Genomic DNA, 16508 nt, shown 5'->3' with positions numbered 1-16508 from the left:
CAAAACGAATTTTGATCGAGTCGCATGTTTCAAGTCTTGAAACCGCCTCCACACTGTCAAAGTTCTCCCATACGCTGAATATATGACATCGATCGTGCAGCCAACCGCCTCCTCTCCCTCAAATTGGGAAGACCTCAACCTCTCAGCCCAGCCAAGCCCCGATCAGTTGGACAACATCAAAGCCCAACTCGATCTCATTCTGCTGGCACTCGAAGCGATCGCGAATCTCTCCTCGGAAGCCATGCTGCAAGCTGCAACCGAATTGAATCTCGAATCGATGATCAGCGATCGTGTCTCACTTTGGCGGTTGAGGCAATCGAGTCCTTTACGTAAAGGACAAGGCGGACGCAAAAAGCTCGATGTCGATGAAGCTCGCGCTTTAACTCTAATCATCTGTCATCTGGCAAAACAGCACAGTGAGCTGATTCGGCGCGCTGTTGCACTTCTCGAACAATTGACCGAACAGAATCGCGAACCCCATCAAGCTGCCCTTCTAGGCAACTATCTAGATGCATTTCACAATACCTATCAAGAGCGAATGGAAGAAGGCGAAAAAGCTTCGACTGATTCACTCACCAATCTGGCGTTAAAATTGCTGATTGACCTGCTGTTTTATGGCAATCCGCAAGGTGTACGCCGCCTGTGGTTAACCCTGCTCGATCGCTCATTGCCCACGGTTCCAAATTAACCTGTCCCGACCTGACCTGACGCGCTCAACTTTGAACTCATGTCCTCACCCAACTCTGTGATTCGACGTTACACACCGCCCACCTGCACTTTAGAAATCGCTGCGAAGGATTCGCCGCTTTCGCGTTGGATGGGTCAATCTGTTCTCAAACATCTGCGCTTCAAACTCAGCTTTGACGATCCACGAGTCAGTGAAGAACAGTGGACAACCATTAGAGGCGATCGCAATCAGCTCGAAGCCCTTTGCAATGCGGTCAGCCACTACGTCCAAAATTTTCTCAGCCAGTCCAGCCGATTTGGAAATCGTGACTCTGCAACAGCGACAGAACCTAACACCGCTGTCATGCCTGAAACTGAGCAAAATTCGGCCGGAATTCACCTGCAACCGAGAGGATTAATCTCGCACGAATTACATTTAGGCACGCTTGCCAACGAATCAACCGGATCAACGTTGCAATTGAGTGCGGTTCAACTCGCAGATCTTGCCTCTGCACTCGATGAATATTCTGCTGATGTCACTGCACTTCCCAATCTTGAAAAACCGAGTTGGGTGCAGGTCGCTCCTGCATGGGGCACGATCGCAGCAGGTTTCATTGTCGCCATTGGCGTAATGGCAGCCTTTAGACCTCTATTTGACTCATCTCCTGCACCCCAAACCGCCCAATCTCCGAGCAGCAACGATCAGCGCCTTCCAGTACAACCCCTTCCAAGCACTCCTGCACCCAATACGATTGGAGCGCTCCCCACTTCCCCAGTGCCCTTGCCTTCTGGTTCTCCTGGAACCCAAACCGCTCCTAATCTAAATCCTGGTAGTCTCCCAGCACAGCCTGGTCAGCCGCCCCAACTGAGAATTGCTCAAGAACCCGCTGTTGAAGCTCCTCCTCAACAGCAAATCCAAATTCAAACGCCTCCGCTACAAGATGTTCCAGTAGCTTCGATTCCTGACCAAACTAAGCCATCGCCCGCCCAAGGAAATACTACTGGCAACCAAGCTGCTCGATCAAGAGATCCTAACGAAGCACCAACCCCTCCTGAAAATGCGGGTGATGCCGCGATCGCAAGCGCTGCACGTGAAGCATCTCCATCTGCTGAGAGCGCGCCACAACCTTCCTCTCTGTCTCGTGCTGCTGCTCCTCCTGCCGCTGTGCAGATTCCTCAAGCGAAGGAAGCAGAGCAGAGACTACAAAAGGCTTGGCAACCGCCAGCCGATCTTAAGAGCAATTTTGAATTTGTGATTTTTGTGGATGAGAACGGAAATATTACAGACAGACAGCCATTAGACGATACTGCAAGAAAGTTTGCGAATGTCGCTGGAATTCCGAAAATTGGAGAGAATCTAGTTTCTCCGCTCAAGGGAAGAGGTTCAGCCACTTTCCGAGTGTTGTACAAACCGGATGGAACCGTTCAAGCCTTCTTGCAGTAATCGTTGAATCGCCTAGACGTTGGAGTTGCTGCACTCCGTTAGAATGGAGAATGCACAAAAAACTCTGGGCGATTTACTCATGACCGTTCGCGTTCGTATTGCACCCAGTCCTACTGGCAATCTCCACATCGGAACGGCTAGAACTGCGGTATTTAATTGGCTATTTGCCCGCCATCATGGCGGCAAGTTTATCCTACGGATTGAAGACACTGATTTAGAGCGATCGAAACCTGAATTCACGCAAAATATTTTCGAGGGATTAACCTGGCTCGGTTTGACGTGGGACGAAGAACCCGTTTATCAAACGGCTCGGATGCATCTCTATCGCGAGAAGATTCAGCAGTTGCTCGATCGAGGATTGGCGTATCGCGCTTATGATACGCCGGAAGAACTCGACGCAATGCGAGAAGCTCAAAAAGCGAGAAATGAAGCACCGCGCTATGACAATCGCCATCGCAACCTCACCCCCGAACAGGAAGCAGCGTTTCTAGCAGAAGGGCGTAAACCTGTAATTCGATTCAAAATCGAAGACGATCGAGAAATTTCCTGGACAGATCTCGTGCGCGGCACGGTGACTTGGAAAGGTCGCGATCTAGGCGGTGACATGGTGATTGCCCGTGCAGCAGAAGGTCAAGAAGTCGGACAACCCCTCTATAACTTTGTAGTGGTGGTTGACGATATTGATATGAACATCAGCCATGTGATTCGAGGCGAAGATCATATCGGAAATACTCCAAAGCAAATTCTGCTGTATGAAGCTTTAGGCGCAACTCTGCCTGAATTTGGACATACCCCGCTGATTCTCAACCAAGCAGGCGCGAAACTTTCCAAGCGGGACGGCGTGACCTCAATTTCTGACTTTAAAGAGATGGGATACACCGCAGAAGCGATCGCGAATTATATGACCCTGCTCGGCTGGTCGCCCCCTGAACCGATGACTGAAATTTTTACCTTGGCTGAAGCGGCTGAGCAATTTAGCTTCGATCGCGTCAACAAAGCCGGTGCAAAATTCGATTGGGACAAACTCAACTGGATTAATGGGCAATACATTCATGCCATGCCAGTTTCTGAGGCAACAAATTTATTAATTCCGGTTTGGAAATCAGCAGGATATGAATTTGATGCAGAGCGCGATCGCGCTTGGCTCGAACAGATTACCGCGCTCGTTGCACCCAGTCTGGCTCGATTAAACGAAGCAGCCGACATGACCCGCTACTTATTCCAATCGTTGGACTACACCGACGATGCCAAGGCACAAATGCAACAAGACGGCGCTGCAACTGCTATCCAAGCCATTTTGGATGCCATGCCTGCTGAACTCACCGAGACTGCAACTCAAGATGTCATCAAACAAGTGGTCAAAGAGCAAAACTTGAAAAAAGGCATCGTGATGAAATCTCTCAGAGCCGCTCTAACTGGAGCATTACAAGGTCCTGACCTCGTTCAATCCTGGCTGTTACTCAATCAGAAAGGACTCGATCGATCTCGCTTTGAGCAAGCGTTATCGATCGCGAATGCTGGATAGGGGAATGGGGGAATGGGGGAATAAAGAGAAAATTGCTTCTTGCCTCCACTCCCCATCTCCCCACTCTCCCATCTCCCACCTTCATTGCCTGAATCTCACAATTTCTGTTAAATTTAGTTAAGATTCTTCTCATTAATCACTTGATAGAGAATCCGTCATAGTACTTGGGACGCAACTGAGCCTCATTCTCAAGCTAAATCCCAAGCTGTATGGAAAATCCCATACTTGAAGCACGATCGATAAAATTACCGTTGTAGCCATATCACGAGGTTGCCAATTTATGAAATCTTCTTGGAGAACCATCCTGCTATGGGCGATTCCCGCGCTAGTCGTTGGGTTCTTCCTGTGGCAAGGATCAATCGCTCCAGCCGCACCCAACACTGGGAAAAATACTGCTAGTACACGCATGACCTACGGGCGATTCCTAGAGTATTTGGATGCCAATCGAATTACTAGCGTTGACTTATATGATGGCGGTCGTACCGCGATCGTCGAAGCCGTCGATCCAGACTTGGACAATCGGCTACAACGGTTACGGGTCGATCTTCCAGGCGACACTCCCCAACTCATCACACGCTTACGTTCCTCGAACATTAACCTAGATTCGCACCCAGTTCGCAACGATGGGGCAGTCTGGGGTTTACTCGGTAACTTGGTCTTCCCGATTCTCTTATTAGGTGGATTGTTCTTCTTGTTCCGTCGCTCTGGTAATGTTCCGGGCGGTCCTGGACAAGCGATGAACTTCGGCAAGTCTCGCGCTCGGTTCCAAATGGAAGCCAAAACAGGGGTCTTGTTTGATGATGTCGCGGGCATCGAAGAAGCCAAAGAGGAACTTCAAGAAGTTGTCACTTTCTTGAAGAAGCCAGAACGCTTTACCGCAGTCGGCGCGAAAATCCCCAAAGGAGTCTTACTCGTTGGACCTCCTGGAACCGGGAAAACTTTATTAGCAAAAGCGATCGCAGGCGAAGCGGGTACACCATTCTTTTCGATTTCGGGTTCTGAATTCGTCGAAATGTTCGTGGGTGTCGGGGCTTCCCGAGTTCGCGATCTGTTCAAAAAAGCCAAAGAAAACGCCCCTTGTATCATCTTTATCGATGAAATTGACGCAGTGGGTCGTCAACGTGGAGCAGGTATCGGTGGCGGTAACGACGAACGTGAGCAAACCTTGAACCAGCTTCTCACTGAAATGGACGGGTTTGAGGGCAACTCTGGCATCATCATCATTGCGGCAACAAACCGTCCTGATGTTCTAGACTCCGCCTTGCTCCGTCCGGGTCGTTTCGATCGCCAAGTGACCGTCGATGTCCCTGATATCAAAGGTCGCTTAGAAGTTCTCAATGTTCACGCTCGCAACAAGAAGATTTCCGAAGAAGTCTCGTTGGATGCGATCGCGCGTCGGACTCCTGGCTTCTCTGGGGCTGACTTAGCCAACTTGCTGAACGAAGCTGCGATTCTCACCGCACGTCGCCGCAAAGATGCGATTACGATGTCCGAGATTGATGATGCAGTTGACCGGGTTGTTGCAGGGATGGAAGGCACACCGCTAACCGACAGCAAGAGCAAACGGTTGATTGCATATCACGAAGTTGGACATGCGATCGTCGGTACTTTGGTGAAAGAACACGACCCCGTTCAGAAAGTAACCTTAATTCCTCGCGGTCAGGCTCGTGGTTTAACTTGGTTTATGCCGAGTGAAGACCAAGGATTGATCTCGCGGGCGCAAATCTTGGCGCGGATTAAAGGCGCATTGGGTGGACGCGCAGCAGAAGAAGTGATTTTCGGAGATGCTGAAGTGACGACAGGTGCAGGCGGTGACATTCAGCAAGTCACAAGCATGGCGCGTCAGATGGTCACTCGCTATGGCATGTCGGATTTAGGGCCTCTGTCGCTAGAAAGTCAGCAAGGCGAAGTTTTCTTGGGTGGTGGTTGGATGACGCGATCGGAGTATTCCGAAGAAATCGCGGCTCGAATTGATGCTCAAGTCCGTTCCATTGTTGAACATTGCTTAGAAGACACTCGCAAGATCATTCGCGAAAACCGGGAAGTAATTGACCGATTGGTTGATCTACTCGTGGACAAAGAAACGATCGATGGTGACGAATTCCGTCAGATCGTGGCTGAGTACACGGCAGTTCCTGACAAAGAGCGCTACGTGCCTCAACTGTAATCTGAGACTCTGTTCATAAACTAATCGGGGTAGTTTTCACTACCCCGATTTTTTATATGAGATAAGCTTGTTAGGCTGAAATCCATCTGAGTTACAGCTAGGATTTACAGAACAAGTCTTAAAAATTACAACATGCAACGGCAAAATATAGATTTAATTCAAACCCTCTTTCAAAGCCGCTTAGCAACTCTTGAGCATCTCTTGAAGACCGCTCAAGCTCATTTTTGTGATGACGAATCGTTTCTTCAACAGCGCATCGCGGCTGATATGTTTCCCTTCGGGACTCAGATTGCTTTCACCTGTAATCAGCCACGCAACTTTGCTCTCTGGTGTGATGGTAAGTCTGCGGATAATTTAGATCCAAATGTCACATCTCTTGCACAAGCATACGAACTTATCGCAAACACGAATGAACTTCTTTTGAGCATTAACGTTGAAGATATAAAGCTAGATGAGATGACACGCATTTATGACAAGAACCTATACATCGAGCTATCTGGTAGCGCCTATGTGAATGAATTTCTCATCCCAAACTTTTACTTCCATTTGGTCACAGCGTATGACATTCTTCGTATGGCTGGTGTACCCCTTGGTAAACGCGATTACATGATTCACCTCGTGCCATTCATCAAGCAGGCTGAAGCCTAATCAGTTAAATGCAGCAGACGATCGAGAGTCAGTGCTAGAGCCGAAATGGCTGCCGTCGCTGAGTTGATCGATCGACATTCACAGGATTAGGCAAGCTAGAAGCTATGTGTCTCAACTGTGACTGTCTGTTGAAACTCTGTTCATAGACTAATCGGGGCAGTTTTCACTACCCCGGTTTTTTAGCCTGATCAAGAAATGCTTGTGAAACTACTTCGTGCCTTCACAGCTAATATCGCCAATTTTCAAGCGTCGAGCTTCTTGAGCCACTCGATCGCACATTGCACGACTGCCGACTTGACTTTGGAAGGAGTTGAATTCATCCAAACTCAATTGAGGATTTTGGCTGGCAAGAATTTTATAAAAACTTTGACGAAACTCCTGACATAGCCCACGCACTTGATCACGGGCACCAGAATTCACTTGATTAATATTTTGACACACCCCTTTAGGCACGCTGCCACCTGTGACTTGTCGCAGTTGATTTTCAAGTTCAAGTCGGCGTTGTTCTAGCGCAACCGCAGACCGAACGTACCGGGTAAAGGCAGTTTCCTGTGCAAAAGCAGATTGATCAAACATTTTTGCGACTGGAGCGGAGAGATTCGGTGTCCAGCCTGCTAAAACAGCGATCGTCGAAAAGGCACCGATTGCAAGAGAGCGTTTGATCAGCATTTGAGAGAGAGAAGAGGGTTCACGATTCATCATCATAAGGCGGTGTGACATCCGGCAAAGTAGCACACAAGAGAGGTACAAATAATCTGAATTATTTTACTTGCAAGAAGTTCCGCGAACCAGAAAAGAAGTGAGAAATTTTCGATCACTTTCTGAATTGGAAAATTTGACAAAGTTCAATCACCTTTGTTTGCAGCGTGATCGTCTCATCGCTACCTCGTTTTAGGCTAAATTCTAACTCCAGCAAAATTGGGAGAACCTGTTGCAATTGTTGAAGTGACGCAGATTGAAGTTCTTGTTTGAGAAAATAAAGCTGTTTCGGGTTGCCTAGTTCTGCGGCTTTGGCAATTTCTCGATCGTCGCGTTCTCCTGATTCGAGCATGAGCTTGATCCACAATCTCAGCCGGAATTGCCCCACGAGAGTGCTGACAATTCGCAAAGCAGGCTCATTTTGGCGTAACAAGTCAGCCACCAGTTCTAATGCCTGAGCCGTTTTCCCTTGCCGAATTGCAGCGAGCAGTTGCAGAGAACTTTGCGTACTGGCGGTAATCAGAGGCGCGATCGCAGATTCATCTAAAGGTTTCTTAGAATCAGCGGCAAAGACTTTCAGTTTCTCTAATTCGCTGTAAAGCTGGCGCGTATCATTGCCGACTGCTTCAGTGATGTAATCGATCGCCTTTGACGTAAGTTTGAGGTCAAATTCCTGCGCCACTCGCTGCACTTGAGTCCGAATTAATTCAGTTTTCCAGGGCGGAATCAGTGAGAACTCTTGAATCGTGGCGTGAGTCTGTAGAAGTTTCGTGGATTTGAGCCGTCCGTCTGGTTTTGAGGAACTTGTCAGCAGCAGCGTTGTGGTATCTGGTAGAGCAGTCAATGTGCGATCGAGTTCAGATAGCATCTCTTCCGGGCATCGTTGCGCTAGCGTCGTCTCAGAGAGCCAGACAAGACGATTTCCAGTGCCGAAGGGGGGAGTCATCGCTTGATTAAGGGCTTGAACGACCGCATCGCTTTGCTCCGGGGAAAATTTATCAAAGTTAAAGCTTTCCCACATGGGGTCAAGTGTCTGTTGTTTCAGGGCTTTCACGGCTTGAGCGATCGCGAAACTATCTTCCCCCCAATAAAAGTAAATCCCCATACCGAATTTAGTCTCCCCTTAGTCCTAGAGTTAATCCCTGGCATTCCAAGTTCTTATTTCTCTCGCAGCGAGATGACACTTTACCGTTAGATTTAAGAATGGATTTCTAATTTATCGATTTACGGCGCGAGGCGATCGCACATTGGACGAGAATTATCAAACTTTCCTCAATCGGGTGATGCGGCTGACTTTACCAGAAACGTATAAGTCACAGGTGCAGCATATCCAAGAGTCTCCGAAGTTCCAGCTTGTGCCGGGGCAGGGCTGGCAACCTACTGCTTTTCCAGGGTACACGGTGATTACGCCTCCAGGGTCGGAGGACGGCAAGAATCGTGGCATTTATGCGTCCCTGAAACAGTATCAGTCGCAAATTGTGGAGAAATTGGGCGCAGATATGTTTGTGCCGATTCCGGCTGAGAGTTTTCATCTGACGATCGCGGATTTGATCTGGAATGAGGCGTATCTTCATGCAAAAGAAACGCCAGGTTTTGATGATCGGTTGCGCGATCGAGTGGCGAGCAGTTTTCGACAGTCGCAGTTGAGTTCCACGGGGGAATCGATCCGATTTCAAGTGGTGGGCTTGATGGTGATGGCTCGCGCGATCGCGGTCTGTTTGGCGACGACGGATAGTGCGGGATATGAGCGGATTTTGAAGTGCCGTCGGGCAATTTATCAGAATCCAGACCTCATTGAGATTGGGATTGAGCAGCAGTATTACTTTACGCCGCATATTACGTTGGGGTATTTTGGCAAGCTGCCAGAAAATCTCGATCGCGATCAGTTAAGTCAGACCTTTGATGAGTTGCATCAGGAATGGCTGGATCATTATCCAGAGAACGAGTTTTGGATTCATCAAGCTGAATTCCGCAAGTTTAATAACATGACGGAATATGTGAGAAATCCAGACTGGGCAACGTATCAGTTCTAAAATGCGTGTCGATCTTCTGGTTGCACAGGAGATCGATTCTCTCAGACTATCAAGCGAGATTGGGTAATCGTATTCGTTGATCTCAGATGGGCCAACGATCGCTATATCTCCCTCAATCCTTAATTCTTTGATTGCATCTCCGCTTTCGCTTTCGCCTCAAACCAAGCGACTACTTGCTGAATGTTCAGCTCTTCGATCGGACTTCCGTTCGCTGCTGCAACTTGATTCAACGGATTAATCGACGCAATCACAAGTTTGGAGAAGAATTTCTTAAATTCGTTGTCGATTCCACCTTGTAAGCTCTCATCCTGGTAGATCCAATCTTCGATTTGAGTCGAGTCAAGGTTCGCGATCGTTTTACCTGAAGCTTGAGCGATTTGTTTCAGCGATCGCAGTGAGTAGATCGCAACTCGTGCAGAAAACTTATCTCTTGAAGTCAAAAGCGCTTTATCCACTTCAAGACATTCTTCTGGTGTGAGAAATTCTGAATCTGGTTGCATAAAAAGTTGGATTACTCTAAGTCGTTTTCGGTCAGGTCAGCATCTTTCAAAATACTTCTCAGTGTCCCCTTGGGCAAATCTCGATTACCGTGAACTGGAATTGAAAGAATCACATCTACTCCTTCCTTAGAATAAATGTGGTGACTGCCTGTCGTTCGCTTCAACACCCAACCTTGACGCTCCACAATCTTGCAAAGCATCTTCCCCGAAATAGATTTCATACAGAAATCTCGACTAATTGCTTCTCAGGTTCAAGTACTTCTCGCTCACTTGCTACCTCTAACCATCCTTGAATCGCATCTTGTAGCATTTCAGTTAACTGTTCACGATTTTCTGCCCAAGTGTGACAGCCTGGTAACGCTGGAACAGAAGCACACCATACATCATCTTCTTGCCAGATTACTGCTTTGATTTTCATGGTTCATCCCCTTGACGAGCGTAATTAATCCTTTCTCTAAATATTGCTCTCTGATTAGATTGCTCCTGAGAATTTGAGGCACATTCACACCTGCAATTCAACTTCACGAACCTCAGCATCTTGCAGTCGATCTGCTTATCCTTTCAGTTGAATCAAATATCCGCAGCGATGCTCACCATTCACAAGCCAGTGAGTTCGCTCAACTTTACAGTCGGGAAGCGCGATCGCAAACATCTCTAACTCATGTCCGCATACACTCGGAAACGACTCGGCGATTTGCGCGATCGCACAGTTATATTCAGTCAGAATAAATCCACCCGTTTCAACAGTGTGACATTCTGCCATGTAGCCTTCTGAGACCCGCAGTTCGACTAATTTTGCCACTCGTTCTTCGAGAGAACCAGAACCGAGTCGATCGCGATATTCGATCGCTTTACGTTCCCATTGTTTCTGCAAGATCGATTTCATTTGATCTTTCGTGACCGTCTCTGCCAACGTCCCCAGCAGAGAAACGGCAAATTCGTCATAGCGATCGGGAAACTGCGATCGACCTTCTCGGCTCAGTTCGTACACATAATTCGGGCGACCCATTCCAGCCTGAATCTTTTTGTGAACAATTAAGCCTTCTGCTTCGAGTTCATTTAAGTGCCGTCGAATTCCTTGGGGCTTTAAATTTAATTGTTCTGCTAAATCTTGCGCGGTCGATTCGCCCTGCTTCAAAAGGTGACGCAGGATATCTTGTTTCGTCGAAGGCTGCTGAATCGTCGTCATCTCCTGCCTCAAGTCATCAATTCCTAACCGACTTTGACAACTCTAATGTTGCTAAAGTACTCTACAATAGGATTAAGCAACACGGAAGTTGTTTTAATTATAAACTGCTTCGTCCTGTTCTGGCTCGCTTTTCTCGATCGCGCAACGCAACACAGGTGTTGTTTTAGTAATAAGATCCTCTAAATGTACTGCTGATCTGACTCATGAACACTGACCCTCAAGCTACACAAGCATCAGACAAAAACCTTGAAGCGATGCGCCACTTTTCCGAGCAATATGCGAAGCGCACAGGCACGTATTTCTGTATCGATCCGGGCGTAACCGCCGTTGTGATCGAAGGACTCGCGAAGCATAAAGAAGACTTAGGATCGCCACTCTGCCCCTGTCGTCACTACGAAGACAAAGAAGCAGAAGTCGCGGCGGCGTACTGGAATTGCCCCTGTGTCCCAATGCGAGAACGCAAAGAGTGTCACTGTATGTTGTTCCTCACGCCCGAAAACGATTTTGCCGGAGAGAAGCAAGACATTACCTTTGATGAGATTCGTAAAGCTACGAGTAACATCTAGGTCGCACCCAGGGGCGGTTTCGTCCCTCCTTAAAAAGATCCGATTCAGAGAACACGATCGATAAATTCAACCATGAGTGCAACTGTTCAAACGCTCGTTAACCAACCCTACAAATACGGATTCGTCACCAACATCGAATCCGACACAATTCCACGTGGATTGAGCGAAGATGTAGTTCGTTTGATTTCTGCGAAGAAAGAAGAGCCGGAATGGATGCTGGACTTCCGGTTGCGCGCCTATCGGCAATGGTTGAAAATGACCGAGCCAGATTGGGCGGCGGTGGGATATCCCGCGATCGATTATCAAAACATCATTTACTACTCGGCTCCAAAAGTCAGCGAGAAGAAGAAAAGCCTCGATGAGGTTGACCCTGAATTGCTGGAGACGTTTGAGAAGCTTGGAATTCCACTCTCGGAGCAAAAACGGCTCAGTAATGTGGCAGTCGATGCGATTTTTGATAGTGTCTCTGTCGCAACGACATTTAAAGAGAAGCTGGCGAAAGATGGTGTGATCTTCTGCTCGATTTCAGAAGCAGTGCGGGAACATCCAGAGCTGGTGAAAAAATATCTGGGTAGCGTCGTCCCCGTTGGCGATAACTACTTTGCTGCTTTGAATTCGGCAGTGTTCAGTGATGGCTCATTCGTCTTCATTCCGAAAGGCGTGAAATGTCCGATGGAGCTTTCGACCTACTTCCGCATCAATAATGGTGATTCAGGACAGTTTGAGCGCACCTTGATTGTGGCGGAAGAAAGCGCACAAGTCAGCTATCTCGAAGGCTGTACTGCACCGATGTACGATTCAAATCAGCTTCATGCAGCAGTTGTCGAATTAGTGGCGCTAGACGATGCGGATATTAAATATTCGACCGTTCAGAACTGGTATGCAGGAGACGCAGACGGGAAAGGCGGAATCTATAATTTTGTGACCAAGCGTGGATTGTGCCAAGGGAAGAATTCTAAGATTTCTTGGACACAGGTGGAGACGGGTTCTGCGATTACTTGGAAGTATCCGAGTTGTGTTTTAGTCGGCGATAATTCTGTCGGTGAATTCTACTCGGTTGCTTTGACGAACAATCATCAGCAAGCTGACACGGGTACGAAAATGATTCACATCGGTAAGAATACTCGTAGCACGATCATCTCGAAAGGGATTTCAGCGGGTCAGTCGAAGAATAGCTACCGCGGTTTGGTGAAAATCTCACCGAAAGCAACTGGAGCGCGGAACTATTCGCAGTGTGATTCGATGCTGATTGGCGATCGCGCTCAGGCGAATACCTTCCCTTACATCCAGGTGCAGAATAATCAGGGCAAAGTCGAACACGAAGCCTCGACTTCTAAGATTGGCGAAGACCAGTTGTTTTACTTTGCTCAGCGCGGCATTTCTCCAGAAGACGCAATTTCAATGATGATTAGCGGCTTCTGTCAGGATGTCTTTAACCAATTGCCGATGGAGTTTGCAGTCGAAGCAGATAAGCTGCTCAGCCTCAAGCTAGAAGGTAGCGTGGGTTAAGAAAATCGATTCAGCAGAGTGGGACACCCTTGCTCTGCTGAACTTTAGCGATCGAGGTTAGTCAAGTTTTGAAGCTCCTGATCGCGCCGAATATTAATTGGCATAGGGCACAGTTAGGAGGGAGCGAATGATTGTTGAAAATGGTGAAGTGATTCTGTCGGTTAAAAATCTCACGGCTGAGATTGATGGGACTCCGATTTTAAAAGGAATGAATCTCGAAATTAAAGCTGGTGAGACTCACGCGATTATGGGCCCGAATGGATCGGGGAAAAGTACGTTTTCTAAAATTTTGGCAGGACATCCCGCTTATACCGTAACGGGTGGAGAAGTTCTGTTTCGAGGAAAAGATTTATTCGAGCTTGAACCTCACGAACGCGCAAATTCTGGCGTATTTCTCGCGTTTCAGTATCCGCTTGAAATTCCAGGCGTAACGAATGTGGATTTCTTGCGAGTGTCTTACAATGCAAAGCGCAAACAGGAAGGCTTAGAAGAGCTAGATGCATTTGACTTTGACGATATCGTGCATTCTAAGCTTGAGCTATTGAAAATGGATGCAGGCTTTCTCACTCGCAGTGTTAACGAAGGATTTTCAGGCGGGGAGAAAAAGCGCAATGAAATCCTACAGATGGCTTTGTTAGAGCCGAAGTTAGGCATTTTGGATGAGATTGACTCTGGATTGGATATCGATGCGTTGAAAGTCGTTTCGCAGGGTGTCAATGCTCTTAAGACTTCAGAGAATGCAGTGCTAATGATTACGCACTATCAGCGGTTACTGAACTACATCACACCTGATTTTGTCCATGTGATGGCAGATGGGCGGATTCTCACAAGCGGCGGAAAAGAATTAGCGCTAGAGCTTGAAGAAAGAGGATACGACTGGGTTGTAGAAGGTGAAGCGGTAGGTGCATGATGATTGAAGTCTCAACCGTTCCCGAAGTTGGAAATTTAGGGACAGTCCCGAAAGTTGATCGGGCTGAATATCTCGCCAATTTGCTCAAACTGCGATCGAATCTTGCCCCCGAATTGCAGGACATCCGCGATCGCGCTGCTGTGATTGTTCACGATCGAGCAATTCCCTCGACTCGTGATGAAGAATGGCGATTCACAGATTTATCTGGGTTACTTTCTCTCAGCTTAAAATCTGCTGAACCTGCAAGCTTAGGCTATCCGCAAATTGAAGCTTTTCTGCTGAAAGAAGCCGTGAATTCGCGCTTAGTCTTTGTCGATGGTGCTTTTGCTCCTGATCTTTCTGCGATAGACGACTTGCCGGATGGCGTTGTCGTGAGTAACTTCGCAAACGTTGCAGAATTTATTCCAGATATCAAAACTCATCTGGCAAAATTGCCCGGTGGAGAGGAAGTTTTCACCGCGTTGAATACAGCAAATTTGAGTGATAGCGCGATCGCGTTTATTCCGAAAAATCAAGACGTTGAAGCACCGATTCATATTCTCTATGTTTCAACTCAAAGCGAAACGGCTCAATACCCAAGATGCTTAGTCGTTGCGGAAACAGGCAGCCGCGCAACAGTGGTTGAAGATTTTGTCACCTTAACCGAGGGCGCATACTTCACCAATACAGTTACGGAAATCGCGATCGCGGAAAACGCAGAAATTCGCCATACTAGAGTTCAGCGAGACAGCACTGCTGCGTTTCACATTGGCAAAACCGCTGTTTCTCAGGCAAGAGATTCTCGCTATTCCTGTACCGCAGTTCACTTCGGCGGCAAGGTGTCTCGACATAATCTAGAGATTTACCAGACCGGGGAGCAAACTGAAACAACGTTGAATAGCTTGACTGTGCTAGATGGCGATCGCGTTGGGGATACGCACAGTTTGCTTTCTCTGAGCAGACCTTATGGGGTCGGAAATCAGGTGAATAAGACGATTGTTAGCGATCGTGCTCATGCTGTTTTCAACGGCAAAGTCTTCGTTCCTCAAGCGGCTCAGCAAACCGATGCGAGACAGCTCAGCCGAAATTTATTGCTCTCTCCGAAAGCACGAGTTGATACGAAGCCACAGCTAGAAATTATTGCAGACAATGTGAAATGCGCTCATGGTGCGACCGTCAGCCAGCTCGAAGAAGATGAAGTCTTTTACCTTCAGAGTCGAGGCATTGATCACGAATCGGCTCGGAAATTGTTGACCTATGCGTTTGCCATTGAAGTAATTGATCAAATTCCCGTTGAGTCTTTGCGCGATCGACTCGCTACGTTTATTCGTTCCCAACACACCTAACCATGACTTTCCTGCAAGAAAAAACCCTCGCTGCTCAAGTGCGATCGGACTTTCCGATTCTAAATGAGCGTGTTCATGATAAGCCGTTAGTCTATCTCGACAATGCCGCGACTTCACAAAAGCCGATCGCGGTTCTCGATGCGTTGCGTCATTACTACGAGCATGACAATGCAAATGTTCATCGTGGCGCACATACGCTGAGTGCGAGAGCGACTGATGCTTATGAAGGCGCACGCGATAAGGTAGCAGCGTTTGTGAATGCAGCATCCCGACAAGAGATTGTTTACACGCGAAATGCGAGTGAAGCAATCAATATCGTGGCGTATGCTTGGGGCTTGAATAACTTGCAGGCAGGTGATGAAATCATTCTGACGGTGATGGAGCATCATAGTAACCTTGTGCCTTGGCAACTCATTGCGGCAAGAACAGGTGCTGTGATTAAGCATGTCCAACTGAACGAAGAAGAAGGCTTTGATTTTGAGCATTTCAAATCCTTGCTGTCTGAGAAGACTAAGCTGGTTTCAGTGGTGTATGTCTCGAATACTTTGGGATGCATTAATCCGGTTCATGAGATTTGTGCAGAAGCTCACAAAGTTGGGGCGAGAGTTTTAATTGATGCATGTCAGGCTGTGCCGCACATGCAAGTTGACGTGCAAGCGATCGATTGTGATTGGCTCGTGGCATCGGGGCATAAAATGTGTGCACCGACTGGAATTGGATTTCTGTACGGCAAGTTAGACGTTCTGCGATCGATGCCTCCGTTCTTCGGCGGCGGTGAAATGATTGCGGATGTGTACTTGGATCATTCGACTTATGCAGATTTGCCGCATAAGTTTGAGGCGGGAACTCCGGCAATTGCAGAAGCGATCGCTTTAGGTGCAGCCGTTGATTACTTAACGAACATTGGCATGGATAAGATTCATGCTTACGAAGAAGAGTTAACAGCGCATCTATTCCAACGGTTGGCTGAGATTCCGAATCTGCGGATTTATGGAACTAAGCCAGATGCACGGGGTCGAGGCAGAGCGGCTTTAGCATCCTTTACGGCTGGAGAATTGCATCCTCACGACCTTTCGACTCTGCTCGATCACGAAGGCATTGCGATTCGATCCGGGCATCATTGCACACAGCCTTTGCATCGATTGTTGAATGCTCCTGGATCAGCGCGAGCTAGCTTGTATTTTTACAATACTCACGAAGAGATTGATCAGTTTATTGAAGCGTTGAAAAGCACGATCGAGTTTTTCAGCGGAATGATGAACTAGAACGCAAGAATGATTGAAAAAATAAGGGTGTCGAGCTTTTCTTTGAGCCGACACCCTTATTT

17 protein-coding genes are annotated in these 16508 nt (G+C 47.7%); 11 read left to right on the top strand and 6 right to left on the bottom strand.

Features of this window, described 5'->3' with window-relative positions:
• Positions 1–82 precede the first annotated feature (82 nt).
• From OU814_RS13140 to OU814_RS13120, 5 genes are all read left to right on the top strand, one after another.
• Positions 83–688 (top strand): DUF3038 domain-containing protein, encoded by a 606-nt coding sequence (locus OU814_RS13140; protein ID WP_268183421.1) that lies wholly within the window; start codon positions 83–85, stop codon positions 686–688.
• Positions 689–727: 39 nt separating this feature from the next.
• Complete coding sequence (locus OU814_RS13135) at positions 728–2110, top strand: DUF4335 domain-containing protein (protein ID WP_268183419.1); 1383 nt, start codon at positions 728–730, stop codon at positions 2108–2110.
• A 79-nt stretch (positions 2111–2189) separates the two neighbouring features.
• Positions 2190–3635, top strand: a complete 1446-nt coding sequence (gene gltX / locus OU814_RS13130) for a glutamate--tRNA ligase (RefSeq protein ID WP_026148425.1) — start codon at positions 2190–2192, stop codon at positions 3633–3635.
• Between the two features lie 280 nt (positions 3636–3915).
• Entirely contained in the window at positions 3916–5802 is a 1887-nt protein-coding gene (ftsH2, locus tag OU814_RS13125; protein WP_017286410.1) for an ATP-dependent zinc metalloprotease FtsH2, read from the top strand.
• A gap of 132 nt (positions 5803–5934) precedes the next feature.
• Positions 5935–6450: a DUF1993 domain-containing protein gene (locus tag OU814_RS13120; RefSeq protein WP_268183414.1), complete on the top strand. Its 516-nt coding sequence runs from the start codon at positions 5935–5937 to the stop codon at positions 6448–6450.
• Between the two features lie 207 nt (positions 6451–6657).
• On the opposite strand, the gene OU814_RS13115 is transcribed toward OU814_RS13120, so the two are convergent.
• Both OU814_RS13115 and holA read right to left on the bottom strand, forming a co-directional pair.
• A complete protein-coding gene (locus OU814_RS13115; protein ID WP_144056143.1) occupies positions 6658–7170 on the bottom strand; it encodes a DUF4168 domain-containing protein in 513 nt (170 codons plus the stop codon).
• Between the two features lie 94 nt (positions 7171–7264).
• On the bottom strand, positions 7265–8254 hold the full coding sequence (holA, locus tag OU814_RS13110; RefSeq protein WP_017286407.1) for a DNA polymerase III subunit delta: 990 nt from the start codon (positions 8252–8254) through the stop codon (positions 7265–7267).
• Between the two features lie 142 nt (positions 8255–8396).
• Here holA and OU814_RS13105 point away from each other — a divergent pair, with 142 nt between their 5' ends.
• On the top strand, positions 8397–9182 hold the full coding sequence (locus OU814_RS13105) for a DUF1868 domain-containing protein (protein WP_026148424.1): 786 nt from the start codon (positions 8397–8399) through the stop codon (positions 9180–9182).
• A gap of 119 nt (positions 9183–9301) precedes the next feature.
• Here the strand turns inward: OU814_RS13105 and OU814_RS13100 are convergent, their stop codons facing one another.
• From OU814_RS13100 to sufR, 4 genes are all read right to left on the bottom strand, one after another.
• Positions 9302–9682 (bottom strand): hypothetical protein, encoded by a 381-nt coding sequence (locus OU814_RS13100; protein ID WP_017286405.1) that lies wholly within the window; start codon positions 9680–9682, stop codon positions 9302–9304.
• Positions 9683–9693: 11 nt separating this feature from the next.
• The gene (locus OU814_RS13095) at positions 9694–9903 is read right to left on the bottom strand and encodes a type II toxin-antitoxin system HicA family toxin (protein ID WP_017286404.1); all 210 of its coding nucleotides are present in this window, start codon (positions 9901–9903) and stop codon (positions 9694–9696) included.
• Positions 9900–10100 carry a type II toxin-antitoxin system HicB family antitoxin gene (locus tag OU814_RS13090; RefSeq protein WP_017286403.1) on the bottom strand — a complete coding sequence of 67 codons (201 nt, stop codon included), beginning with the start codon at positions 10098–10100 and terminating at the stop codon, positions 9900–9902. Before OU814_RS13090 ends, OU814_RS13095 begins: the two co-directional genes overlap by 4 nt.
• A gap of 135 nt (positions 10101–10235) precedes the next feature.
• A complete protein-coding gene (gene sufR, locus OU814_RS13085) occupies positions 10236–10871 on the bottom strand; it encodes an iron-sulfur cluster biosynthesis transcriptional regulator SufR (protein WP_017286402.1) in 636 nt (211 codons plus the stop codon).
• Between the two features lie 203 nt (positions 10872–11074).
• On the opposite strand from sufR, the gene OU814_RS13080 reads away from it, so the two are divergent.
• The 5 genes from OU814_RS13080 (at position 11075) to OU814_RS13060 (ending at position 16446) form a co-directional block, all read left to right on the top strand.
• On the top strand, positions 11075–11437 hold the full coding sequence (locus tag OU814_RS13080; RefSeq protein WP_017286401.1) for a ferredoxin thioredoxin reductase catalytic beta subunit: 363 nt from the start codon (positions 11075–11077) through the stop codon (positions 11435–11437).
• A gap of 72 nt (positions 11438–11509) precedes the next feature.
• Positions 11510–12946, top strand: a complete 1437-nt coding sequence (gene sufB, locus OU814_RS13075; protein ID WP_017286400.1) for a Fe-S cluster assembly protein SufB — start codon at positions 11510–11512, stop codon at positions 12944–12946.
• Between the two features lie 127 nt (positions 12947–13073).
• A complete protein-coding gene (gene sufC, locus OU814_RS13070; protein ID WP_017286399.1) occupies positions 13074–13856 on the top strand; it encodes a Fe-S cluster assembly ATPase SufC in 783 nt (260 codons plus the stop codon).
• Positions 13853–15181, top strand: a complete 1329-nt coding sequence (sufD, locus tag OU814_RS13065; protein WP_268183407.1) for a Fe-S cluster assembly protein SufD — start codon at positions 13853–13855, stop codon at positions 15179–15181. Before sufC ends, sufD begins: the two co-directional genes overlap by 4 nt.
• A 2-nt stretch (positions 15182–15183) precedes the next feature.
• Complete coding sequence (locus OU814_RS13060) at positions 15184–16446, top strand: SufS family cysteine desulfurase (protein ID WP_268183404.1); 1263 nt, start codon at positions 15184–15186, stop codon at positions 16444–16446.
• The last annotated feature ends 62 nt before the right edge of the window (positions 16447–16508 follow it).

Source organism: Leptolyngbya sp. GGD (assembly GCF_026735145.1).
Taxonomy (GTDB): Bacteria; Cyanobacteriota; Cyanobacteriia; order Leptolyngbyales; family Leptolyngbyaceae; genus Leptolyngbya; species Leptolyngbya boryana.
Note: the sequence above shows the minus strand (reverse complement) of the source record. Positions and strands in the feature narration are given on the sequence as shown.